We start from the raw sequence: 21,787 nt of genomic DNA, 5'->3' as shown, positions 1-21,787 counted from the left end.
CGTTGCGTCGTCGCGCCGCTCGAAATTTATCGATAAGGATTCCTAAGGATTCGCACGCCCTGCATCGCGGCCTGAACATAGGCGCCATGCCTTCTTCGGCATTTCCGCGACTTCGACGACGTTGCGCCACCACCGTTCGCCTCGATGCGGCGCGGCGAGATCGAGCCGCTCGCCCATGCGCGGCGTCGAGATCGCAATGCCGCGCGCGGCGCTCAGCGACATCACACGCTCGAAGGGTTCGTGCCAACGATGCATCGCCAAATCGAAGGTGCCGTTATGAACCGGCAGCAACCACCGGCCGCGCAAATCGATATGCGCTTGCACAGTCTGCTCGGGTTGCATGTGGACATAGGGCCACTGAACGTCGTACGCGCCCGTTTCGATCAGCGTCACGTCGAACGGGCCGAGCCGTTCGCCAATCGTCTTGAACCCATCGAAGTACCCGGTGTCGCCGCTGAAAAACACGCGCACATCATCGTCGACGATGACCCACGATGCCCAGAGCGTGCTGTTGCCGTCGAACAAACTGCGCCCGGAAAAATGCTGCGCGGGCGTGGCAGTAAACGACAACGCGCCGATCTCCGCGCTCTGCCACCAATCGAACTGGCGCACCTTCGATGCATCGATACCCCATTCGATCAGCCGATCGCCGACACCGAGCGGCGTGAGAAACAGGTTCGTCGTCGGGGCCAATGCGAGCACTGCATCGCGATCCAAATGATCGTAGTGGTCGTGCGACAGGATGACGCCGCTCAGCGGCGGAAGATCCGCGAGCGCAATGGGCGGCGCGTGAAAGCGCTTGGGGCCGACGTGCCGAAACGGCGACGCCCGTTCGGCGAACACGGGATCGGTCAACCAAAACTGGCCGCGCAGCTTCAACAGCATGGTGGAATGCCCGAGCCGATAGAGGCTGCGATCGGGCGCGGCATCGAGTTGCGCGCGCGTCAGCGCATCGACCGGCACCGCGCCGCCGGGGACCGTGTCGCGCGGTTTATTGAACAGAAGATTCCACGCAATACCCAAGGTCTTGCCCAATCCTTCGACAGGACGCGGCGCGACGTTGCGAAAACGCTGGCCGTCGTGCTGCGGCGAAGTGCTGGACAACGCGCGCCCGCGCTTCGCCGCCGTCATACCTAGAACGCTGCTGATCAGATCGGGGATCGATGACATGCGAGGACCTTGAGACAAAAGTAGACTTGCTAGTGTAGTTTATTGTCGAGAAAAGTAAACTGCCTGGTGTAAAATTTCGCGATGGACCCTTGTACCCTCTATCGACGCCTGACCGATCGGAAGCGCGCCGCCATCATTGGCGCGGCCATCGAGGAATTCCGGGCGGCCGGCTTCGAGGCCACCAGCATGGACCGCATCGCGGCCCGCGCGAGCGTCTCGAAGCGGACGGTCTACAACCATTTCCCGAGCAAGGAAGCGCTGTTCGCGGCGATCCTTCACGAGCTATGGGACGAGAGCCAAACGAGTCAGGCGCCGGCCTATCGCGCGGACGAACCGTTGCGTCCGCAGTTGTTGGAACTGTTGATGCGCAAGCTTCGTCTGCTGAACGACGAAGCATTCTTGTCGCTTGCGCGGGTCGCGATCGCGGCGGGCATTCATTCGCCGGAGCGTGCGCGCGATATGGTGGCACGGCTCGGCGAACGCGAGGAAGACCTGACGGTGTGGGTGCGAGCGGCCGCGGCCGATGGCCGCCTCAAGACAGCGGACCCTGTCTTCGCCGCGCTGCAATTGCAGGGGCTCGTGAAAGGATTCGCTTTCTGGCCGCAGGTGACGATGGGGCAGCCGCCTCTGAGCAACAGCGAGCAAAAGAAAATCGCGGAATCGGCTGCCGATATGTTTCTCGCGCGGTATGCTTAGCCCCGTTTACAAGCGCCGCAAAACTTCGACCGCTACCCTCGTCATCGTCACTCCATTGCGCCCGGCATTCCCGCTGCCCCCCACCGCAAGAAAGTTTTGGTAAGGCATCCGAAGCCGGCCCGACATTCAAATTAAGGGCCGTTGGCCGTAATGTCGCGTGTGCCTCGACCGTCCGGGTCGAGATGCAAGCCTTACCGCCACACTTACGGAGACCATCCATGTCAATTTCCGCGTTGACCGATACGAGCGCCAGCGCTCAAATCTGGCAAACGCTCAAGACGAAGCGTGAAGAATCGCAAAGCAATACCAGCGACACGTCGTCGAGCGATAGCTCAAGCTCGAGCACGAACCCGCTCGCCGCGGCGATCGCGGCTGCGCTAGCCCAAGTCGGACTGACCTCCTCCGATAGCTCGAGCACGTCGTCCACGAGCACGGACTCGAGCTCGACCGCATCGACGAGCGGCACGACGAGCGGCACGTCGGCGAGTTCGATCAGCGCCGCACTTCAGCAATTCCTCGGCGACCTCTTCTCGAGCGTTTCGCAGCAGAGCGGCGGCGGGATGCCGCCTCCCCCTCCGCAGCAAGCGGACAGCGACGGCACGTCGAGCACGACCGGTACGACGAGCGCATCGACCTCGTCTTCGGATTCGACGTCGTCGACCTCCGCATCGACGGGTTCTTCGTCGACGGATTCGTCGACGAGCACCGCATCGATGCAACCCCCGCCGCCTCCGCCGCAAGGCCAAGGCTACGGCAATGGCCTTGCGGCGGCGATCGAAAGCCTCGCGCAATCGTTGTCGTCGAGTTCGAACAGCACGTCGACGAACGCCACGGCGAGCACTTCGACGACGAGCGATACGACGAGCACCTCGTCGAGCACGAGCACGCTCGAGAGCGACTTCCAGAACTTGCTGTCGGCATTCGGCGCATCGAGCAGCAGCACGTCGAGCGACACGTCGACGCTGCAGCAGTTTCTGACGGCACTCGCGAGCAACCTGCAAAGCGCCGGGTCTTCGTCGAGCGGCGTTTTCGTCAGCACGTCCGCCTGATACGCGGCAACTTGGCTGGCCGGCGCCTGAACGCGCGCCGCGCCCGCTCCCGCGGCGGTGCACGCGTGTGCCGCCGCGCGGCAGAGAGCCTTTCGCGGATCGATCCGTGCGATGATCGCGAATTCGTATGCCGTCGTGATCTCAGTATCGCCGGCGTCATCCCGCCCCAATGCCCGACATGAAACCCCAGGTTCTGATAGTCGACGACGACCCCGTCGTACGCGATCTGCTGTGCCGCTTTTTGCAGTCGAACGGACTCGATACGTCCGTGCTCCACGACGGTACGCATCTGCGACGCCGGCTGGAACGCGAACGTCCATCGGTCATCGTGCTCGACGTCATGATGCCGAACACGGACGGGCTAACCGCGCTCGCCGCGCTGCGCGCAGCCGGCGACGACATCCCGGTGATCTTCGTCAGCGCGCGCGGCTCGATACCCGAGCGCATCGCCGGGCTCAAGCTCGGCGCCGACGACTATCTACCGAAGCCGTTCGATCCCGATGAACTCCTGGCACGAATCGAGGCGGTGCTTCGCCGCCGCGGGCCGGCACTCGCGAGTGCACCCGATACGCGCGAACGATATTGCTTCGGCCCGTTTGCGCTCGATTTCGGCGCACGTTCGCTCTTTTGCAACGGCGAAGCGCTGCCGCTTCGCAACAGCGAATTCGGTCTGTTGAAGATTCTGGCCAGCCACCCGTACAAGGTGCTGTCGCGGGTGCTGATCCACGATCTGATGCATCGCGACGAGATTGCATTCCACGATCGCAGTCTCGACGTGCCCATCTGGCGGCTGCGCCGCGCGATCGAAGAGGATCCGTCGCGCCCCCGCTACATACAGACCGTGCGCGGCAAGGGCTATGTGTTCGTGCCCGATGCGACAGAACCGCCCGCCCACGCGTAACGGAGCGTCGATGCGAAATCCACTGAACACGTTGTTCGGCAGAATGGCGTTGCTGACGACCGTCGTTCTGCTCGCCATTCAATCGACCTGGTTCATCACGCTCGCGATTCGCGAGCCGCGGCACGAAGCGGACGGTTTCGCGCACGGAATATTGCTCGCGCTGCAAGCCGCGAACAGCCGCGACATGGGTCTCCCGCGAGCGCCGATGGATTCGCCGATAGATTCGCCGATGCGTCCACTGCCGTTGGACGACATGTCGCCGAACGGGCCTTTTCATGGACCGCCTGGGCCACTTGGACCACCGCCGATGGACGACGGCAACGGGCTGCACCCTCCACCGATGTCGCGGGGGCCGCATGGACCGCTCGGACCGCCTGGCCCACCGATAAGAACGGTGCCGTGGAATAAGGTGCCGCCGACGTCCCATCTTCACGAGCCGACCGAGCCGCCGCTCGTCCATACGATTCGCTTCCTGCGCGAACATCTGCCGACCGGCAGCACGATTGCAGTCGACGACGATCGTCCGCCGCACATCTGGGTACGCACGCCCAGCTCGGCGAACTGGATCGTCGTGCCGCTGAACATGCCACCGCCGCCGCACTTCATGCTCGAAACAGCATCGATCCTGATCGCCGCGATCATCTTGTCGGTGTTCGTCGCGTGGCAGATGCAGCGCCCCCTGTCGCGCGTTGCGCTCGCCGCGCGGACATTCGGCGCGGGTGGGCGACCGGCGCCGGTCGGCGAGCGAGGGCCACGCGAGTTGCGCGATTTGATCAGTGCGTTCAACGACATGATGCGCAGGCTCAACGAAGCGGACGACGATCAAGCGGTGATGCTCGCCGGCGTCGCGCACGACTTGAAGGCGCCGCTCACACGCCTGAAGCTGCGCGCGAGTTTGATTGCGGACGAGCAAGATCGGGCCGGCCTGCTGCACGATGTCGATTCACTGTCGAATATCGTCGAGCAGTTTCTCGAGTTTGCGGGACAGGCCATCGACGACGGTTTGCCAGTCGAGACCGAAGCATTCCTACGGACGCAATTCACGGTCGTGGAAGAAGGCGGCGGCGACGGCCCGCTATTCGAACTCGATCTACACGCGGGCCCGTCGTTTACGCTGCCTCGCGTGCTGCTCGACCGGCTCATGACGAATCTCGTCGACAATGCGCTCGAGCACGGCGCCGCGCCCATCCGAATTCACACGGCACGCGAAGACGGCGAGTGGGTTCTGACGGTGCGCGATCACGGAACTGGTATCCCCGAAGATCGAATCGCTGCGGCAATGAAGCCGTTCGTGCGACTCGATGCGGCACGCGGGGGCGAAGGTCATTGCGGACTCGGGCTTGCGATCGTGTCGCGGCTGGTCCGCGATCATGGCGGCCGATGCGACGTCAGCAATCATCCGGAGGGTGGGTTGCAGGTCAAGATTGCCTTGCCTGTGACGTAACGGTGAAAGAGCGATAAAAAGACTGCGAGCGTCGTAAGCGCCACGAGCGATCATCCGCGATCGCACTCAAAAGTAAACCGTCACGATGCCTTGCCAGATCATGCTTTGCGATCCGCTACCGTACGCGCTATACGCACCGCCATGATCCACTTGCCATTGCACGGCAACGTCGGCGCGCGGCCAGTGATAGCGAGCCTCGAGCCAAGTGAAGAAGCTGTGATCGACGAGATCGTACCGGCCCATCAGCGTCGCATCGAGATGCAGAATAAGCGCGTCCTGCCAACTGATGTAGCCGAACATCGATTGACGTGTGGTCAACTCCTGATCTTGAGTGACTGTCTCTCTGTATGCGCCATAACGCGCGGGGTCCATTGCCAACGCGTTCCAAGTGGACGGGTTCGCACTCAGGCCGTCATAGTCATATTCGAGCGTGACCGAGACCTTGCCCGGAAACGTATGTGTCGCCCCCGTCGCGAGCCGCGAATGAAAGCGATTGCCTGCGGTTGAATCGTCCGCAAGCGCCTTGCCCCACCCGCCCGCATATTCGACAAAAGACACCGTTGCGTCGCCGAGCAGTGCGGTCGCATCGACACCGAATTGCGGCGATATATCGGTGCCGCCATACACGAGCCATTGCGGAGAGAAGCTCCCGAAAAGACGCTGCGTGCCGCTAATCAAATAACGCCACTGTCGATTGGTTGCGCCGAAGTCCGGACTGAAGGTCGCATCGCTCGGATGGTCGGCCAGCCTCGGCGACACGAGCGCACTCAGCGAACCGCCAGCCCATAGCACTTGACTGCGCAGCATTACACTGCCCAGGCGATTCTCACGCAGGCTCGCGGGATCGATCGAAACGATCGAGCGGATCGCATCCGCCTTGAAAAAGTCCGTTGGATTGAAGCCCGAAGCAACGCCCTCGCGCAAATTGATCCGTCCCGCGTCGACCAAGGCCGATGGCGTCAAATGCCAACTCAAATACGCCTGCTTCAGCGTGTCGACGGCGTTGTACTCGCCGCTCGCGTCCCGCCAGCCGGTGTCGAATCGATTCGATAGCACCGCTCGCCAATCGCCGAAAAAAACGCCGTCGTAGGACAGCGATGAAGCCGCACGAACCGTATCGTTCAATTCCAAGCGGCTCGCTTGACTGGCCGCATTGTAGTTTGCCGTCGCCGTTTCGAACGATCCGCGCCAATTGCTAGGCGCCGAAGCCGTAGACGTTGCCGTATCCGCGAGATTCAATGCATCGGCGTCGGCATCCGCCGCCGCATGGGCCGTCGATACGCACAGCATGCCGACAACGAGCCATGCCCTTTTACATAAGCATCGCATTGGTTAGTTCGTCTTGAAGCGAGCAAGGTAGTCGCGCTGCATCCACGCATCGGGAATGTTTCGCCACGCGTAGTTCGAATAACGCATGACGGTTACCCAGCCTGGATCGAGCCCATCGATGATGACAATTTCGGTGGGCCGCACCAATCCTAGCTCCGCTTGAAAACGTCGGAAATACGACACCTTCAGCACGGTCCCGCTTTCCGCGTAAAAGCGCGCCTTGACGGGCCGATCGGTTACGCTGTCGAGCCATAGGTCGATCGCGTGATAAGTTGCTTCGGGCGAACGCGCCACCAGCGCCAACTTGTAGCAGTGCTTTTGCTGCCGATCGCCGTCGGTGATGTCCTCCTCGCCCGCAAGCGACGAACTGTAGTCGTGCGCCCAATTCACTGTCACGACGTCGCCGTTGGCCGCCTGCCCGAGCAATCGCTGTTGCGGCGAGATGCGAACGCTTGCCTGACTCGACGGATCGTAAAACCACAGGTCCAAGCCGTTTTTCAGCAACAACTTGTCGACGTCGCGCGCCGGTGCGTCGAAGTGCACGAGACTTCGATACTGTCCGCTGTCGGGATCGGTTTTCGAATAGACGGTCAATATGTTCTGATCGGTCTGCCGGCCCTGGTGGAATTCGATCAGCGTAGTGGTCAAGCTGAAGGGCTTGTCGGGGTTGCGAATGGCGTCGCTGGCCTCCAGCAATTGCTGCGCGCTGGGCGCCGCGTTCGCAGCCGCTGCGATGAAAAGCAGCATGCCGGCAAACCCACGCGATAGGGTTGATCTCATGAGCGCTCCGATGGAAAAGGGGAAATCACGAGAAGCGCAGCGCTTCGACGATCGGCATGCGTGACGCGCGCCGCGCCGGAAGCCAAGCCGAAGCCGTGGCCACCAACAAGATACCGAGCGCATTACGCAAGATCATGGCCGTCTCGCCCCATACGCGTACGGTCAACGGGACGCTATCGGTCTGCCCCGGCGGCATCCAATGCAATCCCGCGTGATTGATGAGCGCGGAACCGGCAAGCGCGATCAGCGTGCCGGAAACAGCGCCGCACAGCCCGAGCAGAAAACCCTCGCAGACGAAGATGCGGCGAACGCCGGCACCGCGTAGGCCCATCGCACGCAACGTGCCGATTTCATGCGTGCGCTCCATGACGGCCATGTTCATCGTGTTGCCGACGGTAAACATCACGACGGTCGCGATCAGAATGGCGATAAAGCCGAACACTGCGTTGAACATCCCGGTGATCTGCCCGTATTGCGGATTCAGCGTCGAGAAGTCGAGCACGTCTAGCGCATCGCCCCCCGGCGTTCGGCGCAGCAAAGCCGTGAGCCGGGCGCGCGCGCGATCGATGTCCGCCGTGTGGTTCAGTTGCACGACGATCGACGTCGCCCTCGGCTGCCCGCCGCCATAGACGAGCCGCTGCGCCTGCGCCAGATGCAATTGCACGTACATGTCGTCGACGTCCTTTACACCCTGCTTCTGCGCGGCAACGACATCGAGATCCGCAACGTTTGGTGCGCCATACGCATTCGACGTCAACAATTGGATATGCGCCGCCGGCGCCGACGATGAAGCACCATGAAGCGAACGCGATTCGGCCGCGGCGAGTTCGACCAGATCGTTCGGCGCCGCGCTTTGCCGAGCGGTATCGCGCGTCGAGCGCGGATCGCTGCAGTTCGCCACCTTCAGCGAGGTACACAAGCGCAGTACCCGTGCAACGCCGGTCCCGATCACGACGGCATTGGGCGGCGTCGCGGCCAGCGCCAACGGGCCCGCATGAGTGGGGAAGCCGTAATCATTCCACTCCCGCATCCGGCTCTGCTCGGCAACGACGATGCCGTTGCCGAACACCGTGCGCGACACACCCGCGGCGAAATTACCGGCAATCCCATTGACGGCCAGAACGGGCGTCACGACAGTGACCATCGATCGAAGCTGCGGATCGCCACGCACCGCATCGACGATGCGCGCGTAGTCGGCGATTCCATAGGAAACGGGATCGCCGCTGCCGTAAAGAAAGTAGCCGCGACGTTGAATCTGCAAATGACCGCCGGACCGCACATAGCTGGTCTGCAAACCGTAGTTGATATTGCGCGTATATCCGCCGAACAGCAGCACGGCCGTGAGGCCAATCATCATTGCCAGCAACGTGGTGAACGAACGCCGCCGGTTGCGCTGCAGATTTCGAAAAGCGAGGATCCATGTCTTCACAGCGTCGCCTCCTGTTGTGCCATCCGTTCGATCGAGACGATGCGCCCGTCGCGAATGTTGACGACGTCGTCCGCCGACGCGAGCAACTGCGGGTCATGTGACGAAAAGATGAACGACGTTGCCCGTTCGCGCTGCATCTTGCGCATGAGGCTGAGAATGGCTGCGCCGGTCGCGCTGTCGAGATTGGCGGTCGGCTCGTCGGCCAATACCAGCGCCGGACGCGTCACCAACGCACGCGCGATGGCAACGCGCTGCTGTTGCCCCCCCGAAAGCTCGCCCGGTTTGCGGTGAGCATGCTGGGCAACACCGACGGCATCGAGCAACGCCAGCACGTCGGCACGGCGCTGCGCTTTCGATACGCCGAGCAACGTCAGCGGATATTCGACGTTTTCATAAGCGCTTAGAACGGGAATCAAATTGAAGGACTGAAAGACGAAACTGATATGCCGCGCACGAAAATCGGAAAGCGCGGTGTCTCGCAGCGTCTCGAGCGCCTGACCGGCCACCACGACGCTGCCGCTCGTCGCGCGGTCGATCCCGCCAAGCAGATTGAGCATCGTCGTCTTGCCGCTGCCGGACGGCCCCGACAGCACGGTGAACCGGCTCGACATGATTTCGACGGAAACATCGCGCACGGCCGGCACGACTGTCTCGCCGGCGCCATACATTCTCGTCACTCTATGCAGACTGGCCGCTATCACGGGCACCTCTCTCGATCGTTTATCGAGGACGTACTGTGATCGCTTTATCGGCGTCTCGTGGATCGATGCGACGAGCGGCGGAAAACACCGACGGAATGCTTTGCAAGGCGACGAATAACGTTAGACTGCTGACGCACGAGTCCCCCAGCAATCGCGAGCCGTGTTCGAACTCACTCCCTAGCCTTGAACGAACCCATGAACGACGTGCATGCTCCCCAAGCTTCGCAGCCTGAAAGCGGTAGCGGCCCAATGTTTGCGCTGGCGCTCGCCGCGCTCGGCATCGTCTTCGGCGATCTGGGTACCAGCCCGCTGTATGCTTTGCAAGCGTCTTTCAGCGGCACGCTCGGCGTAGCGCCGACGCCGGCCAACGTCATCGGCATCGTCTCGCTGTTCCTGTGGTCGCTGATCCTGATGGTCAGCATCAAATACGTATTCGTCCTGATGCAGGCCGACAACCACGGCGAAGGCGGGCTGCTGGCGCTGCTCGCACTTCTGGTGGGCGAGCGCACCAGGCGCGTGACCCGCCGCAGCGCGTTGCGCTGGGTGTTCATCGCGATGTTCGGCACTGCCATGCTGTACGGCGACGGCGTGATTACGCCCGCCATCTCGGTGTTGAGCGCGATCGAGGGGATCGAGGTGGCGACGCCCGCGTTCGCGCACTACACCGTGCCCATCACGGTCGTCATCCTCGTCGTGCTGTTTGCCGTGCAACCGTTGGGGTCGGGCCGCGTCGGCGTGGCATTCGGTCCGATCCTGGCCGTCTGGTTCATCGTCATCTTCGCGCTAGGCTTGACGTCGTTGGCGCAAACGCCGGCGATTTTAGCGGCGTTCAACCCGCTCAACGGCATTGCGTTCTTCGTACATAACGGATTCAAAGGCTTCGTCGCATTGGGCGCCGTCGTGCTATGTCTGACCGGCGGCGAGGCGCTGTATGCCGACATGGGTCACTTCGGCGCCCGACCGATTCGCCTGGCCTGGTATTGCCTCGCATTGCCGGCGCTGAGCGTCAATTATCTGGGGCAGGGCGCGTTGCTGCTGCGCAACGCCGGCGCTGCCGATCGCCCGTTCTACTCACTCGTGCCGTCATGGGGCGTGTATCCGATGGTGGTACTGGCCACGCTTGCCACCATCGTCGCGTCGCAAGCCCTGATCTCGGCCGTCTTCTCGCTGACGCGACAGGCCGCGCAGCTTGGCCTGTCGCCCCGCGTGGCGATCAAGCATACGTCGTCGAACACGGCAGGGCAGATCTATCTGCCTAGCCTCAATTGGGTGCTGATGGTCTGCACGATTGCCATCGTGTTGGGATTCCGGACTTCAGACAAGCTGGCTGCCGCCTATGGCATCGCGGTATCGACGACCATGGCGATCACCACGCTGCTGTTCGCCGCGTTTGCGCGCGTGCGCCGGCAGTGGCCGGTGTGGCACGTTGCGCTCATCGCCGGGGGATTCATGGTGGTGGATGTGGCCTTCGTCTCGGCCAACACCATGAAGTTTGCCGATGGCGGCTGGTTGCCGCTCGGCATCGGCGCACTGACGTTCCTGATCTCGACTTCCTGGCTGATTGGGTTGCGGGCATTGCACCGCGCCCGCAAGGACTCCGGCCTGCCGCTCGCCGCATTCATCGCCAGCATCGCTGCCACACCGCCGCATCGCGTTAGTGGCACAAGCGTGTTTCTGATGGCCGCGGGCGACTCGATACCCACGACCTTGCTGCATCACCTCAAGCACAATCAGGTGCTCCACGAGCAGGTGATTTTGCTGACGTTGCTCACCCATGAAACGCCGTGGGTGCCGCTCGCCGAACGATACAACGTACGGCGCTTGGAACAAGGCTTCGTGCGGATCGAAGGTCACTACGGCTACTTGGACACCTTGGATGTACCGCAACTGCTCGAACAGGCTTTACCGCGGGCGAAATGTCCGAGGTATGACGCGATGACGACCACGTTTTACCTGGGGCGCGATTCGCTCTCGGTGCAAACGCACAGCTTCGGGCGAGGTTTACTCCTGAGCCTATTCGCTCTGCTGCGCAGGAACGAACTCGACGCAACCGAGCATTTGGGGTTGCCGCCCAACCGGGTCATCGAGATGGGGGCGCGGCTAGACTTGGCGTAGCTGCGAGCAGCGTCCGCGCGGCACACGTTCCACCGCCGGCGCTAGTCAATGCACGGCCTCGGCTAATTTGAACGAAGCCACGGCCACTTTGAGTCGGTCCCCCTGCTCGCTCAGCGATTGCGTGGCGGCGGCCGCCTGCTCCACCAGCGCGGCGTTTTGCTGGGTAACGGAGTCGATCTCGCCGATTGCTTGCCCGATCTGCTCGATGCCGCGCGATTGTCGATCCGAAGCCGCGGCGATTTCGCCGACGATTCCCGATACGCGGGCAATAGCGGTTCTAATGTCTGCGATCGCCGTTGCGGCTCTGCCTGCCTGCTGCGATCCGGCCTGGATTGCCTCGACCGATGACGCGATCAGTTCATTGATTTCCTTCGTCGAGGATGCCGCGCGTTGAGCGAGGCTTCGCACCTCGGCCGCGACCACGGCAAAGCCGCGCCCTTGTACACCGGCTCGGGCGGCTTCGACCGCGGCGTTCAACGCGAGAATGTTCGTTTGGAACGCAATGCCCTCGATCATGCTGGTGATCGCGGAAATGCGCATCGAAGATCGGCTGATCGCCGCGATCGCATCGACCATTGCGCCCACGAGGTTGGCGCCGGTATCGGTGACGTTCGACGCGCTCGACGCCAATTGATGCGCTTGCCGCGCGTTATCCGCGTTGTCTTTGACCGTCTTGATGAGCTGCGTCATGCTGGCCGCGGTTTCTTCGAGCGAGGTCGCCTGCTGCTCCGTGCGAGTCGATAAATCGAGATTGCCGCAGGCCAATTCCCGAGCCGCGATGGCGACGGTATCGGCCGCGGACCGAACTTCGAGCACGGAGGACTCGACGCGCTGCATCAGTCGATCGAAAGCAACGGCGGCGCGGCCGAACTCATCCCTTCGAGGGCTGGCCGAGCGTTTCGATAAATCGAGCGACACCGCGATTTCCTCGAATTTTCTGCCCATGCGGTCCAGCCCTCCGCATACCACGCGCAACAGATGCATGCCGGAACACGCCGCCAACGCGCACATGCCGAACGCTGCCGCGATTTGTCCCATCAGCAACCATCGATCCAACGCCGATGCATGTGCGCCCACGCGAACGAAGCCGATCGTCCCGGCCAGCCCGGCTGCGAAACCTAAGATCGCGCATGTTCCAAAGGCCATGCCGAGCTTGAATCTGATCGTGAGCGTCGCGTGTCGCACTTTCTACCTCTAGCTTGCGCAATAGCTATGCATCCGGAACCGCCGAACTCAGAACGTCGTGCGAATCCCCACTCGCACCGCTGTCGATGAAGCGCCCGTACTCACGTAGTCTCCATTGACGAATACCGGTGCGGAACCCCCGCCGAGAAATACCGGTGCCGCCCCGCCTCCCGCGTGCAAATAACTCGCCGATGCGTATACGTCGGTGCGCTTCGAGAGCGCGTAGTCAGCGAGGAGCGTGCCATTTTGCCACCGTTCCCCCCCGAGCTTGCTATACCAGGCACCCGCCATCAACGTTAATGCTGGGGTAACCTGGTATGCCTCGTTCGCTTCGTAGGTCACGAGCGAGCCGTTGTCGTCGAGCACCCGAAAATGCACGTCGGTGAACAGCAGGCGCGTCAGGCTTCGGCCATATCGATAACTGCCGCCCACACCGAAGCTGCTGACATCCGTGGCGACGACCGGTGCCGGCGGCAGATTGGAAAACAGCGTCGTGCCGGCCTGCGTCGGCGCGTTGACGCCAAGATCGTGCGTGTCCGTATAAGCGGCGCCGAGATTGAGCGGACCATTCGAATAGCGCGCGCCGAATGAAATTACACGCCCCGTCCCGGCAGAGACCGACTGCGAAGGGAACGCATACAAGCCGCCGAACGTGAGGCCGCCGAACGATGGCGACGTATATTTGAGCGCGTTGTTGATGTGCAGCGTCCCCGCGAGGTGATCGAAATCGCCCGGATGCCACGCGAATTGCCCCGCCAACTGCCCCATCGCGAACTGCGTGAGGTTGTCCCAGAAGAAGTCGTACTGCTTGCCGAGCGTCAACGTGCCGTCGCGCTGATCGTTCAACCCGACCCAGGCTTGCCGGCTGAACAACACGCCCGATTGCACCATCGTTCCGCTGTACAGATTGAAGCCGTTTTCAAGGTCGAAAATGACTTTGGTGCCGCCGCCCAGGTCCTCTTGTCCACGCAATCCCCAGCGATTCGCCTGAATCGAACCGTCATTGGCGACGAAGGTGCCGTGTCCGTTCAAATTGCTGAAGTACGTGATGCCGGCATCGATGATGCCGTACATCGTCACGCTGCTCTGAGCATGGGCAACTTGCGCGGCAAGCATCAACGTTGCGGCACACAGTGCGGCACGTCCAAAGGACTTTCTCATTGCTGTCTCCGATTGTGGTTGTAAAAGTTTTTCATGTGCGTCTTTCAGGTAAAACGAGGCAAAGCGATCCCCTTCCCCGCGGAAAGGGAATATCGGGGCAACACGAAGGAATGCGCGTCGCTAGCGGACGAGCAATGACCGGAACGTTTGCGACTTCATGATCTCAGCCGTTCAACCGTGAAAGCGATAAACCGTCGAGGTCGTGCCGAAGCGAAGATCCCTGCTCAGGCTGTTGCTGACGACCACATAGCGCCGACCGCCTTCGACGAACGTCGTCGCATCGGTCGCGGCCGAAGTCGCTAGGGTCTCGATACGATCGAAGCCCGCGCCGGCCCAGCGAAACAGTTCAGACTCGGTTTCCACGACCGGCGCTTGCGGCGTGCCGGTGATGAAACGCAGGCACAACAGATAGCGGCCGCGCTCGCCGTCGATCATGCACAGCTCGCGACACCCTGCATCGCCGAGCCGCTGCGTCTCGACGAATCGCACGCCATCGAAGCGATATAGCGTGGTGTGACTGAGCAGATTGACGTGCACCATCCACCACGCATCGTCCGCTTCGAAGAAACGAAAGGTGCGGCCGCCTTTCTCATGGAATGTTTGAAACGACTCGAAACTCGCGCCGTTCCAGCGATAGATCGTCGAGCCGCAGACATGATCCGCATAGGCAACGTAGTGCTCACGACCAAAACTCGCATGAATCCAGTCGTAACCCCAAAGGCCGCCCACATCCTGATGCGGCGCGAATCGTTCGCCATCCCATTCGAAGATACGCGACGTGCGCGGATGTTCCGGTGCCACGCCGTCGATCGCAACGCCTTGCGCTAGCGCGAGAAAATATCGTTCATCGATCGAGAACGCGCGCCATTGTTTCGCCGCGAACGTCGGAATGCGTTGCAGCGGCACCCATCGTTCGCCGATCCACTCGTACACGATCGCTTCGCAGTCGTACGCGTACGGGCCCTTTCCGGAGCGAATGCCTGCCGTCGCTAAAAACCGTCGTGCGCCGATTTCGAAGTATTCGACGTCTTCTCCCCCCGCAAGCGGCAGCGTGCCCGCGGCAACGAACGCATCGTCGGTCCAGCGAAAGCGTTGCGCTTCGATATCGCTATCGCCGCCATTCATATGCGCGGGCGAGCCGGGTATATCGCGCGCGAGTTGCGCAATCACGAGATAGCGCGCGCCATCGATCGCGAAACTTTCGACGGCCCGGGCACCGCTCGTCGCCAACGACTGAATCGGCGTCAACCACTTGTTTTCCATGTCAGTGCTTTCCATTGACCACGCTCGCACCTTCGATGTCGAACGCCGAGGCGCCCGTTGTTGCGCCCGCTACCACGGCTACGGTGTCGCGCGGCCGCCGACGATCCGCAAGGGCGATACCGGCGGCACCGCAGACCGCGAGCACCGAAGCCATCATGAACAACCGCTCGAACGGCACTTGCCGCGCAAGCAAGATCCCGCCGACGAACGGACCGATGATCGAGCCCAAACGGCCGATCGCCATCGTCCAGCCCACGCCCGCCGCACGCACGCCAGGCGGAAACAGTCGGCTCGCCATGGCCGGGATCGTCAGTTGCCCACCGACGAGAAAGGCGCCCACGGCGAACAGCATGGCAAGCACGGTATCGCCCGCGCCGATCGCCTCGCCCAACGCGAACGTAAGCACTGCACCGCCGACGAAAGCGATCGAAACCGGCCGGAAGGGATCGCGCCTGCCGACGAGCGCGGAGATCGTCAACGCACCGCCGATCGCGCCAAGGTTCAGCAGCACCGAACCGAACGCCGCACGCGTCGGCGGCACGCCGTTCATGTTGAGAATCATCGGCATGAAGCTGACGAGAAAGCCCGACAAGATCATCGTCGCAAGCACGCCGAACCAGAGCGCGAAAGTGGCGGCTGCGCGGCCATCGGCCAGCACGTCGACGACCGGATTCAAACGGCGCCTACCCTCGCCCTGCATCGTGGCCGTCGCAACGCGATGCCCTGCGACCGAGGCCGGAATGACGAGCCACACCAACAACAACACGAGCAATGCGCACGCACCTCCCATCTCGAACACGAAAGGCCAGCCGAAGCGCATCATCTGCACCGCTGAAATCGCCCCGCCCGCCACGGCACCGAGCGGAAAGCCGATGAACATCAGAATGACGAGCGTTGAGCGGCGACGCACAGGGCTGCTTTCGGCGGTGATGGCGGTCACGGGCGGAATGGCACCACCCATTCCTAGGCCGCCGAGAAAGCGCAATGTCGCGAGCATTGTCGCCGACGTGGCGAACCCGCATGCGAGCGTGAAGACGCCCGTCACCAGCAGCGCGAGCAACAGCATCGGGCGGCGCCCGAAGCGGTCCGCCGCGGGACCGACGACGACTGAACCGATCACGGTGCCGACGAAACCCGCGCTGAACACGCGGCCCAACATCGCGTGATCGATCTGCAACGACTTCGAGAGCAGCGGCGCGACGAACGACATCATCAAGGTGTCGAAACCGTCGATCATCGAAACGGCAAAGCAAACGAGCGTGATACGTATCACCAGCGAGGCAGCGAGTGGGCCGTTGAAAGATGGGGGCGACGTATTGGATACGCTCGCTTCGAGGTGGCTCGTCATGTCATGTCTCCGTCGGACGGCGACATGGCCGTCCCTATCGTCGTGATGTCCCGCTGTGCCCCGGCAAACCCGTGCGCAAGGCGTATTAATGCGTCTTAATGCTTTTCAATACGGCCCCGGATACGTTGCGTTCGTGAAGCCTGGAATCGGCACACGTCGCGGATCGTTACCGTTCTCATGCAACTGGTCGACGATATAGTCCGCCACCGCATTCGACAGCAATTGCGTGGGGTCCTCCATGATTCGGCGCAGCCGCGCATTCGCCGCTGCTCGATCGCCGACGGCCGTGATAGGCGGCATATCTTGCGCCGACGTAGGCTCGACGCTATAAGGCGGTTGTTCGGGGAAAAGCCTGCGCGCAACGTCGATGCTCGATCTCGTGTTGAGCCATAAGCCACGCCAAGTCCGTTCGAGTTCGGCCATCCCCGCGTTATCCGGCATCGATTCGATCGAAAACCCCGGAGCATGAGGGGCAACGAATACCCGCTCCGGCGGCAAGAGGCGGCCGGATGCGCGCCACAGCAGATGGCACATGTTGTTCGAAGCCCAGGTGACACCCGCGGTCGGCCGCCCCGACTGGCCGCTGACAAGCACCATCGCACGCGTCCAATCGATGCGCTGCGCGTCGAGCCAGTTGCCGATTCGGTAGACGATGTCGAGAAACGCCAGGCCGAAGGTCGCGAACATCACGTCGTTCATCGGAACCGGCACACCCTGGCCCGGCTTCGGATCGAAGAAATCGCGCAATAGCGGCTCGAAGCCAAGCAACGCCGAATCGGCCAGCGCGCGCTCGAGCCGCTCGATCGATGCGCCGCACGTGTAGTCGACGAGATTCGCGATCTTGTGTTCTTGCCCGGAGAAACTATCCACCGAGATTCGATCGCGCCACAACGCCACCGAATTCTCGGCTCGCGTCCGACGCGCGTGATCGAGCAGCTTCTCCGCGTCGGCTCGCCATGTCTCGTCATCGGATGAAAGCTCGCGCATCCGTGCGAGGTAAGCAAGCGCAAGCGGCAAATGCGAGATCGCCGTGAGCTCGATGAAGCCGCGCGTCGATTTCCGAAAGCTCTCGATCAGCGGCGCGGCACCTTCGCCCGGAAACAGCACGATGTCCGACCCGGTCGACACGATGAGCGGGTCCTTCGCATCGAGCCGCGCCATCTGCTGCGTGATGTGCGCACCAATGCTTTGCCCATCGGAAGTGAATGCGCGAAACAGCCCGGCAAACACCGCATTCGGTTGATAACTCATCATGCCCCCTCCAACATGGATTCGATCCCAACAACCGCGCATCAAAAATCGAATAGACGCGCGGGATTGTCCGAAAGGATCATGCGGCGAATTTCCGTGCTATCCGTCCATGCGCCCAACAAGTTCAGCAATTCGCCGGTGTCGCGAGATCCGTCGGGGATATGCGGCCAATCCGAACCCCACACCACTTTCCGCGGCGCGGCCTCGACGATCGCGCGCGCCATCGGCGCCACGGCGTCGTAGCCGCGATGCTTCGCGATCCGGTACGGCGCGCTGAGCTTGAGAAAGCAATTGCCGTCCTTCAACAAGCCGATCAACCGATTGAAGTCATCGGCAGTGAGTCCATCTTCTTCGAGCATGTAGCCCATGTGATCGATCATGAAATCGGTCTGCACATCCGCGAGAAACGGAATCAGATTGCGCACGACCCAGCCCGGCGCATAGAACTGCAGATGCCAGCCGAGCGACCCGCAGAGCGCCGCCATCCGCGTGATGTACTGCTGAAGTTCGATGGTCGAGAACGCTGAACGCGCAAACAGGTCGAGCCGTACCGCGCGTACGCCTGCGCCGTGGAACGTGTCGAGTGTCTTGGCATCGATGTCTTCATCGATCATGACGACGCCTCGTGCGATCGAGCCGGCCGTGTGCAGCGCATCGATGAGACAACGGTTATCGGTGCCGTAGAAGCTGGGCTGCACGATGACGAAGCGTTTGATCTGCAACACCTGCATCAACTGCAGATAATGCGCGAGCTTACCGTCGGGCAGCGTGTAATGCGGCTGTGCCACATGCGGGTATCGGTCGCTGGGACCGAAGACGTGCATGTGAGAATCGCAGGCGAGATCGGGCATGTCGAACGACGGGCGCGCAAGCGAGCCGGCCGTGCGCATCGGCGTGGAAATCAGCGGGGTTTCAGCCATGACTGTGGACCATGATCAAAATGTGAGCGGCTGCAGCGCGGCGCGAGCCTGCTCGACGCGTTGCCGCAATGCGTTGAGAAAAACATCGGTATCGATGCCTGCGAATACGAACGGCGCGGCGCCATCGCGACGCAACCCATCGAGCGCCTCGCATTCGGGCATCCCGCCGACGATCGCAACCTTGCCGTGACGCCGAGCCGCATCGATCACACGACGGCACGCCGCGACGACGTCGGGATGCGCCGACTCGCCGGTGTGCCCCATATCCGCGGATAGATCGTTGCAGCCGAGCGCGAGCACGTCGACCCCTTCCACCGCGGCGATCGCCTCCGCCGCCTCGACGCCGGCGCGGCTCTCGATCAACACCTCGAGCGCGGTCGCACGATCGATGCGCACATTGAGCTCGCGCGCATGCAGTTTTGCGAAGTCGAGATAGGCAAGCGTAGCGAGTTGCGAACGTTGGCCGAGCGGCGGGAAGCGCGTTGCGGTCACGGCATGGCGCGCTTGTTCGGCGCTTTCGACGCGCGCGATGATGATGCCGAGCGCACCGCCATCGAGTACGCGGTTGATCGTGCCGTAATCGCGCTCCGGCACCCGCACCCACGGCATCAGGCCCAGATCGACGGCACATGAGCAGAGCTGCGAGACAGTATCGACGGGCAACGTGCTGTGCTCCATATCGATCCAAATCGTGTCGTACCCCGCTGCTTTCGCCCAGCGCACCGCATCGGTCGTGCGCGACGCGCGGATGCCGAGCGCCATCACCGGCTGTCCTCCGCGCAAACGTTCGACCAGTTCCGCCCCGTTCATATCGCCTCCAACGTCAATTCCGTTGAGACGCAGTATGGCCCGCGGCATCGATTTCATTTATTCTCTGGAACCAGGTTATTGATTTACGGATTAAATCAATGAACATCCGTCACCTCCAATACTTCGTCGTGCTCGCCGACGAGCTCCACTTCCGCCGCAGCGCTGAACGGCTCGGCATCACCCAGGCCCCGCTGAGCCTCGGCATCCAGACACTCGAAGAGGATCTGGGTGCGCGGCTCTTTCATCGGACGCGGCGCGAGGTCACGCTGACGGAAGCGGGGCTCGCATTGCTCGACGATGCCCGTGCGATCCTCGCGCGCATCGAGCAAGCGAGGGAATCAGTGTGGGAAGCCGTCAGCGGAGACGTCGGTCGCTTGCGCCTGGGCTTCACGAACGCGTGCTCGCTCTCGCCGTTTTTTCCCAAGCTGATCCATGCCTACCGCACGCGAAGGCCGAAGGTGGCGATTACGCTCGTTGAACTTTCATCGGCGCGGCAGCTCGAGGCGATCGAGCAACGCGAACTCGACGTAGGCCTATTGCGCGCGCCGCTGAGCGGCAGCCCTGCGAGCGTCGTGCTCTCGCCGCTCTATACCGAGCCGCTGCTGCTCGCCGTGCAATCGCGCCATCGGCTCGCCAAGGCGCGTAACGTGTGTATCGCCGATCTGCGCGATGAGCCTTTCATCGCTTACCCACGCAAAGCCGGGGTTGCCGTGCATGAACAAACGCTATCGCTCTGCGCCAAGCGCGGCTTCGAACCCAAGATTCTTCAGGAAGCCCAACAGGCATCGACGTTGGTCGGCTTGATTGCAACAGGCCTCGGTATGGCGCTCGTGCCGGCATCGTTGCGCGCCATCGCGGTGCCTGGCGTGACGTTTCGGACCCTGGCAGACGACGACACGACCACCACCCTCTACGTCGCGCATCGCTACGGCGACGTCAACGCCCGCGTCACCCAATTCGTCGAACTCGCGCTGTCGTTCCGATAGATCGCAGCAGGCGATACGGCGCTCTCGTGCTCTCGGAATAAAAGGCGTCGAGCACTGATGAGGCACTTATGACGGCCTAGCAAGAGCAAAGCTGAAAACAATCGTTCTCACGACTTCGTCCCTTTTCTAGACTGGGCGTTCCAGTTGCCGCCGCAGTGACGGCACTCCTTTCATCTGCAAACCCGAACCGTTTGTGACGAAGGCGCGAAATCAGCGTCGGGGGGAAGTCATGTCATCGATCAGCAATCCAATTCACCACTCCGCTCGCCGCCGCTGGCTCAAAGCCGCGGCCGCGAGCGGCGCCGCGCTCGCAACCGGCGCGCTCGGCGTGGGCTTCGGGCAAGCCGCCCATGCGCAAGGCGCCACCGCCAAAACACTGCGAATCGGTTATCAGAAGTACGGCACGCTCACGCTGCTGAAGGCGCGCGGCACGCTCGAAAAACGTCTGTCAAGCCAAGGCATCGCCGTCTCGTGGTTCGAATTCCCGGCAGGCCCGCAACTATTGGAAGGATTGAACGCGGGCGCGATCGACTTCGGTACGGTCGGCGAAACGCCGCCGATCTTCGCTCAGGCAGCGGGTGTCGATTTCGTCTATGTCGGCAACGAACCGCCCGCGCCCACGTCCGAGGCGATCGTCGTGCCGCACAACTCGCCCATCAAATCGGTCAGTGATCTTCGCGGCAAAAGAGTGGCGCTCAACCGGGGCTCGAATGTCCACTACTTGCTCGTGCGGGCATTGAAGCACACGGGGCTTCAGTACTCCGACATTCAACCGATTTATCTCGCACCCTCCGACGCGCGTGCCGCATTCACGCAAGGCAGCATCGATGCGTGGGTCATCTGGGATCCCTATTTCGCGGCAATCGAAAAACAAGCCGGCGCGCGCGTGATTGCCGACGGCACAGGCCTCGTGGACAACCTCCAGTTCTACCTCGCAGGCAGACGCTTCGCCGCCGCGCAGCCGCAACTCGTGCGCGCGGTGCTCGATGGGTTGGCCGACGCCGACGCGTGGGCGAAGGCGAGCCCGGTTGCGGTCGCGAACGAGCTGGCCCCGCTCGTGGGACTCGATCCCGCCATCGTCGAAGTGGCTGCGCGCCGCTCATCGTATGGCGTCGTCCCCGTCTCCGCAAAAGTGCTGGCTGCACAGCAGACGATCGCCGACACCTTCAGCGAGCTCAAGCTCATCCCGAAGCAGATTGCCGTCAAAGACGCGCAATGGCTGGCCTGACAGCGGAAGTGGAGAAAATCG

At 62.3% G+C, this 21,787-nt stretch carries 21 protein-coding genes; 6 read left to right on the top strand and 15 right to left on the bottom strand.

Annotated features, from left to right (window positions below; genetic code table 11):
* Nucleotides 1–42: 42 nt before the first annotated feature.
* Complete coding sequence (locus tag J3485_RS28040) at nucleotides 43–1,170, bottom strand: MBL fold metallo-hydrolase (RefSeq protein WP_206957888.1); 1,128 nt, start codon at nucleotides 1,168–1,170, stop codon at nucleotides 43–45.
* An 81-nt stretch (nucleotides 1,171–1,251) separates the two neighbouring features.
* On the opposite strand from J3485_RS28040, the gene J3485_RS28035 reads away from it, so the two are divergent.
* Nucleotides 1,252–1,866: a TetR/AcrR family transcriptional regulator gene (locus J3485_RS28035; protein WP_206957886.1), complete on the top strand. Its 615-nt coding sequence runs from the start codon at nucleotides 1,252–1,254 to the stop codon at nucleotides 1,864–1,866.
* A gap of 256 nt (nucleotides 1,867–2,122) precedes the next feature.
* Here J3485_RS28035 and J3485_RS28030 read toward each other — a convergent pair whose 3' ends face one another.
* The 3 genes from J3485_RS28030 to J3485_RS28020 are packed head-to-tail and all read right to left on the bottom strand — an operon-like array spanning nucleotide 2,123 to nucleotide 3,085.
* A complete protein-coding gene (locus J3485_RS28030) occupies nucleotides 2,123–2,344 on the bottom strand; it encodes a hypothetical protein (RefSeq protein WP_206957883.1) in 222 nt (73 codons plus the stop codon).
* A gap of 27 nt (nucleotides 2,345–2,371) precedes the next feature.
* Nucleotides 2,372–2,572 carry a hypothetical protein gene (locus tag J3485_RS28025; protein WP_206957881.1) on the bottom strand — a complete coding sequence of 67 codons (201 nt, stop codon included), beginning with the start codon at nucleotides 2,570–2,572 and terminating at the stop codon, nucleotides 2,372–2,374.
* Between the two features lie 42 nt (nucleotides 2,573–2,614).
* Nucleotides 2,615–3,085, bottom strand: coding sequence for a hypothetical protein (locus tag J3485_RS28020; protein WP_206957879.1), 471 nt, complete (start codon nucleotides 3,083–3,085; stop codon nucleotides 2,615–2,617).
* Between the two features lie 8 nt (nucleotides 3,086–3,093).
* On the opposite strand from J3485_RS28020, the gene J3485_RS28015 reads away from it, so the two are divergent.
* The gene (locus J3485_RS28015; protein WP_206957877.1) at nucleotides 3,094–3,816 is read left to right on the top strand and encodes a response regulator; all 723 of its coding nucleotides are present in this window, start codon (nucleotides 3,094–3,096) and stop codon (nucleotides 3,814–3,816) included.
* A gap of 10 nt (nucleotides 3,817–3,826) precedes the next feature.
* A complete protein-coding gene (locus tag J3485_RS28005) occupies nucleotides 3,827–5,260 on the top strand; it encodes an ATP-binding protein (protein WP_242538960.1) in 1,434 nt (477 codons plus the stop codon).
* 66 nt (nucleotides 5,261–5,326) lie between these two features.
* On the opposite strand, the gene J3485_RS28000 is transcribed toward J3485_RS28005, so the two are convergent.
* From J3485_RS28000 to J3485_RS27985, 4 genes are read right to left on the bottom strand one after another with little or no spacing between them, the layout of a single operon-like run.
* The gene (locus J3485_RS28000; RefSeq protein WP_242538958.1) at nucleotides 5,327–6,589 is read right to left on the bottom strand and encodes a hypothetical protein; all 1,263 of its coding nucleotides are present in this window, start codon (nucleotides 6,587–6,589) and stop codon (nucleotides 5,327–5,329) included.
* 3 nt (nucleotides 6,590–6,592) lie between these two features.
* Complete coding sequence (locus J3485_RS27995) at nucleotides 6,593–7,369, bottom strand: outer membrane lipoprotein-sorting protein (protein ID WP_206957875.1); 777 nt, start codon at nucleotides 7,367–7,369, stop codon at nucleotides 6,593–6,595.
* 25 nt (nucleotides 7,370–7,394) lie between these two features.
* Nucleotides 7,395–8,798, bottom strand: coding sequence for an ABC transporter permease (locus J3485_RS27990; protein ID WP_206957873.1), 1,404 nt, complete (start codon nucleotides 8,796–8,798; stop codon nucleotides 7,395–7,397).
* The gene (locus tag J3485_RS27985; protein WP_206957871.1) at nucleotides 8,795–9,466 is read right to left on the bottom strand and encodes an ABC transporter ATP-binding protein; all 672 of its coding nucleotides are present in this window, start codon (nucleotides 9,464–9,466) and stop codon (nucleotides 8,795–8,797) included. Before J3485_RS27985 ends, J3485_RS27990 begins: the two co-directional genes overlap by 4 nt.
* 228 nt (nucleotides 9,467–9,694) lie before the next feature.
* On the opposite strand from J3485_RS27985, the gene J3485_RS27980 reads away from it, so the two are divergent.
* Complete coding sequence (locus tag J3485_RS27980) at nucleotides 9,695–11,614, top strand: potassium transporter Kup (RefSeq protein WP_206957869.1); 1,920 nt, start codon at nucleotides 9,695–9,697, stop codon at nucleotides 11,612–11,614.
* A gap of 45 nt (nucleotides 11,615–11,659) precedes the next feature.
* Here J3485_RS27980 and J3485_RS27975 read toward each other — a convergent pair whose 3' ends face one another.
* From J3485_RS27975 to J3485_RS27945, 7 genes are all read right to left on the bottom strand, one after another.
* Nucleotides 11,660–12,760 carry a methyl-accepting chemotaxis protein gene (locus J3485_RS27975; RefSeq protein ID WP_206957867.1) on the bottom strand — a complete coding sequence of 367 codons (1,101 nt, stop codon included), beginning with the start codon at nucleotides 12,758–12,760 and terminating at the stop codon, nucleotides 11,660–11,662.
* 87 nt (nucleotides 12,761–12,847) lie between these two features.
* Entirely contained in the window at nucleotides 12,848–13,960 is a 1,113-nt protein-coding gene (locus J3485_RS27970) for a porin (RefSeq protein ID WP_206957865.1), read from the bottom strand.
* Nucleotides 13,961–14,131: 171 nt separating this feature from the next.
* Nucleotides 14,132–15,223: a hypothetical protein gene (locus J3485_RS27965; RefSeq protein ID WP_206957863.1), complete on the bottom strand. Its 1,092-nt coding sequence runs from the start codon at nucleotides 15,221–15,223 to the stop codon at nucleotides 14,132–14,134.
* 1 nt (nucleotide 15,224) lies between these two features.
* On the bottom strand, nucleotides 15,225–16,571 hold the full coding sequence (locus tag J3485_RS27960; RefSeq protein ID WP_206957861.1) for an MFS transporter: 1,347 nt from the start codon (nucleotides 16,569–16,571) through the stop codon (nucleotides 15,225–15,227).
* A gap of 105 nt (nucleotides 16,572–16,676) precedes the next feature.
* Nucleotides 16,677–17,825 (bottom strand): DUF5624 domain-containing protein, encoded by a 1,149-nt coding sequence (locus J3485_RS27955; protein WP_206957860.1) that lies wholly within the window; start codon nucleotides 17,823–17,825, stop codon nucleotides 16,677–16,679.
* A gap of 38 nt (nucleotides 17,826–17,863) precedes the next feature.
* Nucleotides 17,864–18,742: an amidohydrolase family protein gene (locus tag J3485_RS27950; RefSeq protein WP_206957858.1), complete on the bottom strand. Its 879-nt coding sequence runs from the start codon at nucleotides 18,740–18,742 to the stop codon at nucleotides 17,864–17,866.
* 15 nt (nucleotides 18,743–18,757) lie between these two features.
* Nucleotides 18,758–19,552 (bottom strand): HpcH/HpaI aldolase family protein, encoded by a 795-nt coding sequence (locus J3485_RS27945; protein ID WP_206957856.1) that lies wholly within the window; start codon nucleotides 19,550–19,552, stop codon nucleotides 18,758–18,760.
* 98 nt (nucleotides 19,553–19,650) lie between these two features.
* Between J3485_RS27945 and J3485_RS27940 the strand changes: the two genes are divergently transcribed.
* Together J3485_RS27940 and J3485_RS27935 are read left to right on the top strand one after the other, a co-directional pair.
* Complete coding sequence (locus tag J3485_RS27940; RefSeq protein WP_206957854.1) at nucleotides 19,651–20,538, top strand: LysR family transcriptional regulator; 888 nt, start codon at nucleotides 19,651–19,653, stop codon at nucleotides 20,536–20,538.
* Nucleotides 20,539–20,767: 229 nt separating this feature from the next.
* Complete coding sequence (locus J3485_RS27935) at nucleotides 20,768–21,766, top strand: sulfonate ABC transporter substrate-binding protein (RefSeq protein WP_206957853.1); 999 nt, start codon at nucleotides 20,768–20,770, stop codon at nucleotides 21,764–21,766.
* The last annotated feature ends 21 nt before the right edge of the window (nucleotides 21,767–21,787 follow it).

This window comes from Trinickia acidisoli (assembly GCF_017315725.1).
In the GTDB taxonomy this organism is placed as follows: Bacteria; Pseudomonadota; Gammaproteobacteria; order Burkholderiales; family Burkholderiaceae; genus Trinickia; species Trinickia acidisoli.
Note: the sequence above shows the minus strand (reverse complement) of the source record. Positions and strands in the feature narration are given on the sequence as shown.